This is a genomic window from Sphingopyxis sp. H115 (genome assembly GCF_001468465.1).
Classification (GTDB): domain Bacteria; phylum Pseudomonadota; class Alphaproteobacteria; order Sphingomonadales; family Sphingomonadaceae; genus Sphingopyxis.
The window spans coordinates 1-9,591 of the sequence record NZ_LNSA01000055.1; the positions used below are offsets into that span (position 1 = coordinate 1).

At 64.5% G+C, this 9,591-nt stretch carries 9 protein-coding genes and 2 pseudogenes; 1 reads left to right on the plus strand and 10 read right to left on the minus strand.

All coding sequences use genetic code 11. The features are described 5' to 3' along the window. The 10 genes and pseudogenes from ATE71_RS21340 to ATE71_RS21390 all read right to left on the minus strand — a co-directional run. A pseudogene (locus tag ATE71_RS21340) lies at nucleotides 1-229 on the minus strand (dTDP-glucose 4,6-dehydratase); the annotation flags it as partial. A gap of 145 nt (nucleotides 230-374) precedes the next feature. Beyond that, nucleotides 375-1,370, minus strand: coding sequence for an SDR family oxidoreductase (locus ATE71_RS21345; RefSeq protein ID WP_058805347.1), 996 nt, complete (start codon nucleotides 1,368-1,370; stop codon nucleotides 375-377). A 201-nt stretch (nucleotides 1,371-1,571) separates the two neighbouring features. Beyond that, nucleotides 1,572-2,141, minus strand: coding sequence for an aminoacyl-tRNA hydrolase (pth, locus tag ATE71_RS21350; RefSeq protein ID WP_058805348.1), 570 nt, complete (start codon nucleotides 2,139-2,141; stop codon nucleotides 1,572-1,574). Between the two features lie 66 nt (nucleotides 2,142-2,207). Continuing rightward, nucleotides 2,208-2,843, minus strand: a complete 636-nt coding sequence (locus tag ATE71_RS21355; RefSeq protein ID WP_058805355.1) for a 50S ribosomal protein L25/general stress protein Ctc — start codon at nucleotides 2,841-2,843, stop codon at nucleotides 2,208-2,210. Nucleotides 2,844-3,224: 381 nt separating this feature from the next. Next, nucleotides 3,225-4,064, minus strand: a complete 840-nt coding sequence (gene rsmA / locus ATE71_RS21360) for a 16S rRNA (adenine(1518)-N(6)/adenine(1519)-N(6))-dimethyltransferase RsmA (RefSeq protein ID WP_235588103.1) — start codon at nucleotides 4,062-4,064, stop codon at nucleotides 3,225-3,227. Beyond that, entirely contained in the window at nucleotides 4,061-5,080 is a 1,020-nt protein-coding gene (gene pdxA / locus ATE71_RS21365; RefSeq protein ID WP_082665347.1) for a 4-hydroxythreonine-4-phosphate dehydrogenase PdxA, read from the minus strand. Before pdxA ends, rsmA begins: the two co-directional genes overlap by 4 nt. Beyond that, nucleotides 5,080-6,417 carry a peptidylprolyl isomerase gene (locus ATE71_RS21370; RefSeq protein WP_058805350.1) on the minus strand — a complete coding sequence of 446 codons (1,338 nt, stop codon included), beginning with the start codon at nucleotides 6,415-6,417 and terminating at the stop codon, nucleotides 5,080-5,082. Before ATE71_RS21370 ends, pdxA begins: the two co-directional genes overlap by 1 nt. Before the next feature lie 904 nt (nucleotides 6,418-7,321). Beyond that, nucleotides 7,322-7,681, minus strand: a complete 360-nt coding sequence (locus ATE71_RS21380) for a hypothetical protein (RefSeq protein WP_152998881.1) — start codon at nucleotides 7,679-7,681, stop codon at nucleotides 7,322-7,324. Between the two features lie 11 nt (nucleotides 7,682-7,692). Beyond that, nucleotides 7,693-8,118, minus strand: a complete 426-nt coding sequence (locus tag ATE71_RS21385; RefSeq protein ID WP_058805353.1) for a VOC family protein — start codon at nucleotides 8,116-8,118, stop codon at nucleotides 7,693-7,695. A gap of 127 nt (nucleotides 8,119-8,245) precedes the next feature. Continuing rightward, on the minus strand, nucleotides 8,246-9,157 hold the full coding sequence (locus ATE71_RS21390) for a DMT family transporter (RefSeq protein WP_058805354.1): 912 nt from the start codon (nucleotides 9,155-9,157) through the stop codon (nucleotides 8,246-8,248). 203 nt (nucleotides 9,158-9,360) lie between these two features. On the opposite strand from ATE71_RS21390, the pseudogene ATE71_RS21395 reads away from it, so the two are divergent. Continuing rightward, nucleotides 9,361-9,591: pseudogene (locus ATE71_RS21395) on the plus strand (phosphotransferase family protein); the annotation flags it as partial.

Sequence of the window (9,591 nt, forward strand, 5' to 3'; positions counted from 1 at the left end):
GGGTTGGCGTCGGGGTGGGGGTAGGCAGCGTGACGGTAGGGTCGCCGCTGGTGTCGTCGCACGCGGCCAGCGCCATCGCCGGCAGAACCGACAGACCGAAAAGGCCGCCGCGGAGCAGCGAGCGGCGCGAGGGGTTTTCCGCAACAATGGCTTCCAGGCTGTCGGGCCCGGGAACAACGTCGGTTTCGCCGCGATAAGGCGCGCGGGCTTCGTCGGTAAGATGTGACATGCAGTTCCCCTGTTTTTCGGTTGGACCCCGAACGCCTGTCCGGGAGAGGTGGGGCACCGATTGCAGAGGCAGGTGTCAGCGCGATGGCTTCACCAAGTCAGGAGAATAGGACTCTTGTGACGCTCTTGTTGCAGCGATCGTCCGGTCAGTCGTGCACTGCCTTGACCAGCGGACCCAGCGGCGAGTTCCCGAGCCACGCCAGCTGGACCTCGGCGGCGACCTTGTTGATCGCTTCCTGCGGTTTGGCGCCGGGATGGACCGCGCGGCGCAGCGGACGCTTGCCTGCGGGCATCGCCATGATCTCCGCGATCGCGCGCGGCACGTCCGCGGGATCGGCGCTGCGGCCGCTGCCATCCTCGGTACCCATGCCGCGGGTGAAGGGCTCATAAGCGGCGAGCAGCGCCGCGTCGCTGCGGTCCTTGAGCGCGCCGGTATAGATGTTGCGGTTGACCCATACCTTCGTCGGATAACCGCCAGGCTGGATGATCGTAACGTCGATGCCGTGCGGCACCAGTTCGTAGGCAAGCTGTTCCGACAAGGCTTCGACCGCAAATTTGGTTGCGGAATAATGGCCGCCGCCGGGCACAATCACCCGGCCGAGCTGCGACGAAATGTTGAAGATCTGTCCGGTCTTGGCGGCGCGCATCTGGGGCAGCAGTGCGCGGAGCATGCGCTGGATACCGAGAACATTGGTCTCGAAGATCAGCTTTGTCGCTTCCACGTCCTGGACCTCGACCGGGCCTGTGATGCCGATGCCTGCGTTATTGACCAGCGTGTCGATGCGTCCGGCCGCGAGGTCGAGCGCCTTTGCAGTGCCCGCTGCCACCGAAGCATCGTCGGTGACATCGATCTCGACGATATGGAGGTCGAGCTTGTCCCGTGCTGCTTCGGCGGCGAGGCTGACCGCTTCGTCGCGGGGAAGGTTGCGCATCGTCGCGATCACCTTTGCGCCAGCCCGGGCGTAAAGAAGCGCGCCAACCCGGCCAAAGCCGCTCGATGCGCCGGTGATGAGGATCGTACGCCCCTTGAGCGATGGCGTCGCAGCCGGAATTGCAGCATGCAGCAGGGCGGGGGCGGCGGCGGTCATGGCGGCGGCGCCCACGATAAGATCGCGGCGGCTGGGGTGACGGCGGTCGGGCATGGAGAAGGCTCCTTTCGGCACCATCATGCCTTACTTCGGTCGAGCAGCCAAATCGGCGGGATTCCCGCTACGGTGGGGCGCGGACATTGCCCACTTCGATTGCCCGGCGACGTCCACGATTCGGTTGGCGCAGGCGCCATGGGATCATCGCAAAGTTCAGGAAGGTTCAGCTTCTGATCGGTAACGGCCTGCGGAGCCTTGTCAGCCCTGCAGCCGCAGCGCGAGATCGCTCTGGAAGCGCACATCGTCGCCATCAGCCAGCCATTTCGCTTCGGCGGCGATCGCGCCGAGCAGGTCGATCAGCGGTTCCATCTCGCTCTTGTGATAATTGCCGAGAACATGGCCGGTGACGCGGTCCTTGTGCCCCGGATGGCCGATGCCGATACGCACGCGGCGGAAATCTTCGCCGATATGCTGGATCATCGATCGGATGCCATTGTGGCCCGCCGCGCCGCCGCCGCGTTTCACCTTGATCTGCATCGGGACAAGGTCGAGCTCGTCATAAAAGACGGTGACGTCCTGCGGCGTCAACTTGTAGAAATCGAGCGCAGCGCGAACGCTGCGGCCGCTCTCGTTCATGAAGGTAGCGGGTTTGAGCAGCAGGATGCGCTGCGATCCGATGCGACCTTCCTGGATCCAGCCCTGGAATTTCTTGGCTGGCGCGGGAAAGTCGTAAAAGTCGGCGATGACGTCGGCGGCCATGAAGCCCACATTGTGACGGTGCATCGCATATTTGGGCCCGGGATTGCCCAGGCCGACCCAGAGCTGCATGACAGTGCCTTTCCCGGGTCTGCTGGAAACGCCCCTCCCGCGGCGGGAAGGGGCGTTCCAAAATGTTTAGGCTTCTTCGCCTTCGCCGGCTTCTTCGCCGTCATCCTTCGTCGTGTCGCCATCGCTCGACTTGAGCGCCGACGGAGCGACGATCGTTGCGATGGTGAAGTCACGATCGGTGATCGCGCTTTCGACGCCGTTGGGCAGGGTGACGTTGCTGATGTGGATCGAATCGCCGACGTCGAAGCCGGTGACGTCGATCGCGATCTCGTCGGGGATCTTGTCCGCGTCGCAGACGAGTTCCAGCTCGTGACGGACGATGTTCAGCACGCCGCCGCGCTTCAGGCCCGGCGAAGCTTCTTCGTTCGCGAACGACACCGGCACAGCGACGGTGACCTTGGCATCCTTGGCGATGCGCAGGAAGTCGGCGTGAATCGGACGATCCTTGACCGGATGGAACGCGACGTCCTTCGGCAGGGTGCGGATGGTCTTTCCGCCGACTTCGATCATGACGACCGAGTTCATGAAGTGACCCGTCATCAGCTGCTTCATCAGCAGCTTTTCTTCGACGTGGATCATCAGGGGTTCTTCCTTGCCGCCATAGACAACGGCGGGGACACGACCTTCACGACGCAGTTCACGTGAGGCTCCCTTGCCTCCGCGTTCGCGCGTCTCGGCCGTCAGCGTCAGCTGATCGCTCATGTTCATTCTCCGAGAAACAGTTACACAGTTCCGTCACGCCTCCAGGGATGACCATGACGGAAGCGGCGGCGCTTAGCCGGGAACCGCCGGAATTGCAAGCGCCGGTGGACGGCAAAAGGCAGGGGCCGGTTTCGTGCAAAAATACTATCTGTGCAGACAGAATTGGCTCCGGGTCATAAATCCGATGACATTTCCACCTTGATCTTCGCATTTGTTCGCACTGAAGATTGCAACGGCGCCACCCACGAGGAGTAGGAGCACGCTTCCGATGATCAGAAACACGGATCGATAGCGTCTCACGGATCCAAGCGTATCAACGGCTGCGCTGCTTGCGTCAATGTCCGCTTTCCAATCCAAAGCCGACATTGGGGGCAATTCACTTCAGCGGTCCAGTGCGCGCGCGAGTTCGATCCATTCGGCGACGCTGACCGTCTCGGCGCGCCGCGTTGGATCGATCCCGATCGCTTCGGCCGCATCGACCGCGCCTTCAATGCCTTTCAGGCTCTGGCGCAGCATCTTGCGCCGTTGGCCGAACCCTTTTTCGGTGAGCTTCGACAGGCGCTTCGGCTCGACGCCCGCGGGTTCATCGGCGGGCGTCACATGGACGATCGCGGACATGACCTTCGGCGGCGGTGTAAAGGCGGATCGATGCACCTTCATCGCGATTCTGGCGTTCGAACGCCACTGCGCCAGCACCGCGAGCCGTCCATAAGCGTTCGTCCCGACAGGCGCGACGATGCGTTCGGCGACCTCGAGCTGGAACATGAGGGTCAACGATCGCCAGCGCGGCGGCCAGGCTGCGGGTTCCAGCCACCGCGTGAACAGCGCCGTCCCGACATTATAGGGAAGGTTGGCGACGATATGATAGGGCGCGCCGCCCGTCAGCGCGCCGATATCGACCGCCATCGCATCGTCCGCGATCACCGTCAGCTGGCCGGGAAAGGCTTGGCCCAGCTCGGCGAGCAGCGGCAGGCAGCGATCGTCGCGTTCGACCGCGATCACCTTGGCGCCCGCGCGCAGCAAAGCGCGCGTCAGCCCGCCGGGGCCGGGGCCGACCTCGAACACCGTCGCGCCGTCGAGGTTTCCGGGAAGCGCGGCAATCCGGTCGAGCAATTGCTCGTCAAACAGGAAGTTCTGGCCCAGCGCCTTGCTCGCCGACAGCCCGTGTACGCGCACCGTCTCGCGAAGCGGCGGCAGCGGCGTGAGCGGCTGGACGGTCACTTCGCGGGCGCGAAGTTGCGTTCGCGCGCGAGCGCCATCCGCCCGGCCATGGCGATCGCCGCGATCGTCGGTCCGGGGTCGGCCTGGCCCGTACCCGCGATATTGAACGCGGTGCCATGGTCGGGCGAAGTGCGGATGATCGGCAGACCGAGTGTCAGGTTGACCCCGTCGTGGAAATGCAGCGCCTTGAACGGCGCCAGCGCCTGATCATGATAGGCGCAAAGCAGGGCATCGTATCGCACGCGAACCGAGGGGGCGAACAGGCTGTCGGCCGCCACTGGGCCGTCGACGACGATGCCCTCTTCGGCAAGCTGCGCCACGGCCGGAACGATCACTCGTTCCTCCTCACCGCCGAGCTGGCCGCTCTCGCCCGCATGGGGGTTGAGCCCCGCGATCGCGATGCGCGGCGTATCGATGCCGAAATCGCGCCTCAATCCACGAACGACGATCCGCGCCTTGGCGACGATCAACTCACTGGTCAGTCGTTCGGGCACGTCGGCGAGCGGGATGTGGACGGTCAGCGGCACGACGCGCAAGCTGGGCCCGGCGAGCATCATCACCGCATTGGTCGCGGTGACGCCGCAGCGTTCGGCGATGAATTCGGTCTGTCCCGGATGGGTATATCCGATGCCGTGCAGCGCGTATTTCGATACCGATCCGGTGACGAGCGCCGCACTCGCCTGATTGCGCGTCAGCCCGATCCCGGTTTCGAGAGCATGGAGCGCGCAGGTCGCGCCGGCCGGCGTCGGAACGCCGGGGGTCAGCGGACCGCTGTCCTCCAGATGCCAGACGGGCAGGGCGTCCGCGAATATCCGTATTGCGTCGCCCATTTCGCCAACGCGCGACACGGGGCCGTCCCAAACGGCAGCGATGGCGGCCGCGTCGCCGATAGCGACGAAGGGAGGAAGGGCATTCTCGCGGCGCGCCGCCCAGGCGCGGGCCGTGACTTCGGGTCCGACGCCGGCCGGGTCACCCATGGTGACCGCGATCGGCCGCGGATTGTGTGGGCCAGGCATCAGCTATATTCGATCACGGCATCCCGGCGCAGGTCGCGCAGATAGCGCTGGGCCCGCTTGTTGACCTTTTCTTCGAGCAGCCGCTGTTCGATCTGCTCGCTGTCCGCTGTCGTGGCGGATTGGGGCAGGTCGCGGCCACAGAGGACGAGGACGCTGATCCCTTCGTTCGCGGCGCCGAACGGCTGCGTCGTCTGGCCGACCTGAAGGTTGACCAAAGTCGCCTGCAAGGGCGCGGGCAATTGGCGCATTTCGATATTGTCGCGCGAGACGACGCTGGCGCCCAGCGATTTTGCAACATCGTCGGCGGCGCCGCAACCCGCGATGCCGCGCGTCGCTTCAGCAAACTGGCCTGCCAGTTCGGACGCCCTGGCCTGCGTCGTGCCCACCGGAAAATCGAGCGAGATTTGCTTCAGGCTCAGAATCGCATCGCGCGGATCGGCCGTCAGCACTTGGCGCCGGTCTATCATTAGCATGATCGACATGCCGCCGGGGACCTCGATCGGGCCGACCAACTGGCCTGGCTGCATCTGCATCGCCGCGTCGGCCATCGATTGCGGCAGCAGCGCGGGTCGGACCCAGCCCAGGTCGCCGCCGACGCTGGCCGTCGACGCTTCCGAAAACTGGCGCGCATAGGCGGCAAAGCTGCCGCCCGACTGTAACGCCTGGATGATCTTCTGCGCATTTTCCATCACCGCTGCGGCATTTTCCGGCGTCGCCGACAGGTAGATTTCGCCCAGATGGAATTCATCCTGGCCTTTTGCCTCGTTCAGCCGCTTTTCGACCGCCTGCACTTCGTCAGTGGATACATTGGTGGTCGACTGGATATTGCGCGACAACAAGCGATCCCAGGCAAATTCGCCGCGAATCTGCTGCTTCACCGCGGCCGCCGACGATCCTTTGGAATCCAGATAGGCCGAAAATTGTTCGGGCGTCTGCTTGAAGCGCGCGGCTAGCCGGGCATATTGCTCGTTCACGACATTCTCGTCGATCGCGATGTCGGCGGCCCTGGCTTCCTGGATCTGCAATTTTTCGTCGATCAAATTACTGAAGACCTGGCTGCGCAGCCGTTGCAATTCCTCGGGCGGCAGCACCGCGTCGCTGTTCGCGATGCGGATCAGGGCCATGCGCTGTTCGATATCGGTGGCAGTGATGATCTCCCCGTTCACCGTCGCGGAGGGGCGATAGACATTGCCCTTGGCATCGCCGTAAATCTGGACGTTACCCGGAATGTTGAGGCTGGTCGTCGGGACGTCGCTGTCGGCGACAGTCTGGGCCAGCACGGGCGTGATGCCCGCCGCCACCGCGATCAGGCCAATCATGGTCGAAAATCTGGTCATTGCTACCCTATTCGAGAATTACCGGCACGCTCCGTATCAGCGGACACGCCCGATGGTCCAGCGCAATCCGCCGTTGGAGCCATTTGATGCCGGCTTCTACCTCCGCGACGCTGAACCTAGGCTGAGCAAAATTCGCCGGCCTGGGCACGCTCTATGGTGCCTTCCGCGGGCTTCCCCCGCGTGCGAACACCCCGGGTGGGGTATTTCCTTGGCCGCGCCTTCCTCCCGGGCTATGAAGGCCGGATCATCGAAAAGCACGGGGTCGCCGCGGCTTTTCCCCAGCAACGGGTATCGATATCGACGCGCAAGGGTTGCCATCCGCCTCCGGACACCGAATTGGTCCCGAAACGGCGGTGCGGCGCGGTTTCGAGCGCCGTGGTCCGGTTGCTCCCCTTGGGCTGCTCCTGAACCAGCGCTTCGAGTTCGACGGGTTTTCGGATCTGATTCGCCCGACCGGCGCATAATGGCGCGCGCTCGGTGAACGGAAGAAGCTCTTGGGCGCAAGCGTCGCGACCGTCTCGGCAACCTAGTTCGGTTGACCTTGCCCGTCCGGCTGACGAAGCCGCCGCCAGCCCGGGTTCGATATAGTCATGGACATGGTTGTTGCCGAGACTGGCATAGTCGATGCCGGCCTTTGCCCGCACGGCGTCGCTATGGGCGTAAAAGACGACCGACTTGCCAGGCGCGTTGCCGAGGTCGGAAGTAGCACGATTGCGAGGTTCAGCGAGGCAAGATCGACTCCCGCGAAGTGGGGCTGCATGGGCTTGAGCAGGCGTGCCATGTTCGCGGAGCGGCTTTCGGGACGGATCAGGACTCGCCCGCTGTGCGCGGGTGCCTCGAAACCAGGCCCATCATTGTGTCGCCGCCAAAGAAAAATTCGACGCGGCCCGGCGCACGCTACGATTTAAATCGGTGGCAGGGCAAGCGCGCCGTCCGGCCGGGTTACTTCCGCAGCGTCAAGGGTGAATATGGCGTCGAAAATCCCCGGCCCCTTCACCGACATCCGATAAATATCGGCTGTTTTGACTGTCCCCGCCATGTCACTGTCGCCGGTGATCCGCGCCGGGACGCCGGTGATGCGAACATCGAATTGGGCGGCGTCGGCCTTGCCCCCCACGACCGTCAGCGATGCCTGGATGTCACCCGTCGTCGCCCTCGCCGCTACCGTCTCGCCCCCGGCGGTGAGCGCGGAACATTGTCCGCTACCGAAAGCGAGCGTGAGCGCCGCGCCCATCGATCCCGCCAGTCGTCGGATCCCCCGCATATCTGTGCGCCCTATTTCGCGAACAACTGGCCGAGGTCGGCGAACGCCTTGAATTCAAGCGCGTTGCCCGACGGATCGTGGAAGAACATCGTCGACTGTTCGCCGGGCTGCCCCCGAAAGCGCGTGTGGGGTTCGATCACGAATGCGACGCCGTGGCCTTTCAGGCGATCGGCGAGCGCGCGCCATTCTGCCGGGGGCAAGACCACGCCGAAATGCGGTACCGGCACCGCATGGCCGTCGACTGGATTATACCCGGCGACCGCATCGCCCTTGGTCCCGACGCAATGGGCGACGATCTGGTGGCCATACAGGTTGAAATCGATCCAGTCGCTGTCGCTGCGTCCTTCGGGACAGCCGAGCACGGTGCCGTAAAAGTGCCGCGCAGCGTCAAGATCGTCGACCGGAAAGGCGTAGTGAAAAGGGGCAAGGTCGGACATGGATCATTCTCCCGGCGGCTGGACGAAGCTGTTCCCTATACATGGGGGGCTGCCCGAAGCATGACGAAATGCGCCTTGCCCTGAAGGCCCGGGTTATGGCTTGTAACGGCCAGCGATGCTCCGCGTGTCAGATCGTCGCGATCAGCGCCAGAATGACCCCCGTGGCGACGAGCAGCAGGCCGGCGATCTCGTACCAACGGACGCGTTCGCGGAGGTAGAAATGTGCGAAAGCGACGGTGAAGATGACCTCGACCTGCCCGACGATCCGCACGAGCGCGGCGGGCGCGGCGGCAAAACCGACATACCAGCATGCTGACCCCAGCGCCGACAGCAGACCGACTTGGCCCGACGTGCGCCATGAGTGCAGCGCGGAAACCAGCGTCGGACGGTCGCGCGCGGCTATCCAGGCGAGGTGCAGGATGCTCTGCATCGCCATCACGATGACGAGTGTGACCAGCGCCGACGATATCAGGTCGAGCCCCGGCAACTCCGCGGTCGCGAGCTTGATCGCGATCGCGGCGCAGGCGAACATCGACCCGGCACCGAGCCCGCAAAGCGCCGCCGGCTGCGCGAGCGATCTCCATATCTGACCTACCGTGATGCCGCGTCCGGCGAGCGCGAGGATGAGCACGCCCGCGACTCCTGCAATGATGCCCGCCCATGCGAGCAGCGGCAGATGCTCGTCGAGCAGCAGCGCCGTCACCAGCGCCGCCTGCATCGCCTCGGTCTTGGAAAAGGCGGTGCCGACGACGAAGCCGCGGTGCCCGAACGCCATGATCAGCAGGATCGTCCCCGCCATCTGGGTGGTCGCGCCGGCGGCGGCAAAGCCGAGATAGGGCGAAGAGAAGGCGGGGAGTTCGGCGCCCGTCAGCGACAGCCAGATGGCGGCGAACGCCAGCGCGAAGGGCAGGCCGTATAGATAGCGCACCAATCCCGCGCCGCTCACGCTGAGTTCGGCGCGCAAGCGTTGCTGGAGCGCGGTGCGCCAGGCCTGGAACAGCCCTCCGAGCAGCGAGGCGGGAAGCCAGATCGGGTTCATGCCGGCCGCCTTGGGGCAGGGGGCGCGGGTGCCGCAATATGCCGAATCGTCTCTCTCCCCGCTTTCGCCCTTGCCGGACCGGTGTCGTCTATATAAGTTAGTATTCTAAGTAAATTGCAATCGGGGTATATGGTGCGGCAATATCGACTGGTATTTGGGAAAGGGCGTTCGCCCGGCGGGGCGATGGGCCGGGGCCGCCGTCTATGACCGATCTTTCTGAAACGCTGTCCGCCTTCATGACCCGCGTTGCCGGTCCCGGTTCTTTGTCGAACCTGGTTCGTTTGTCTGGCGGTGCGAACATGGAGAGCTGGTCGTTCGACTGGGGCCTGGGGGGCGAGGGTGCTGGTGGTGCGGTTGCGGGTTATGTTCTGCGGCGCGCGCCGTCGGCGGCTTATATGGCGGATCGACCGTTCGGCCATGGCGACGAGGCGGCG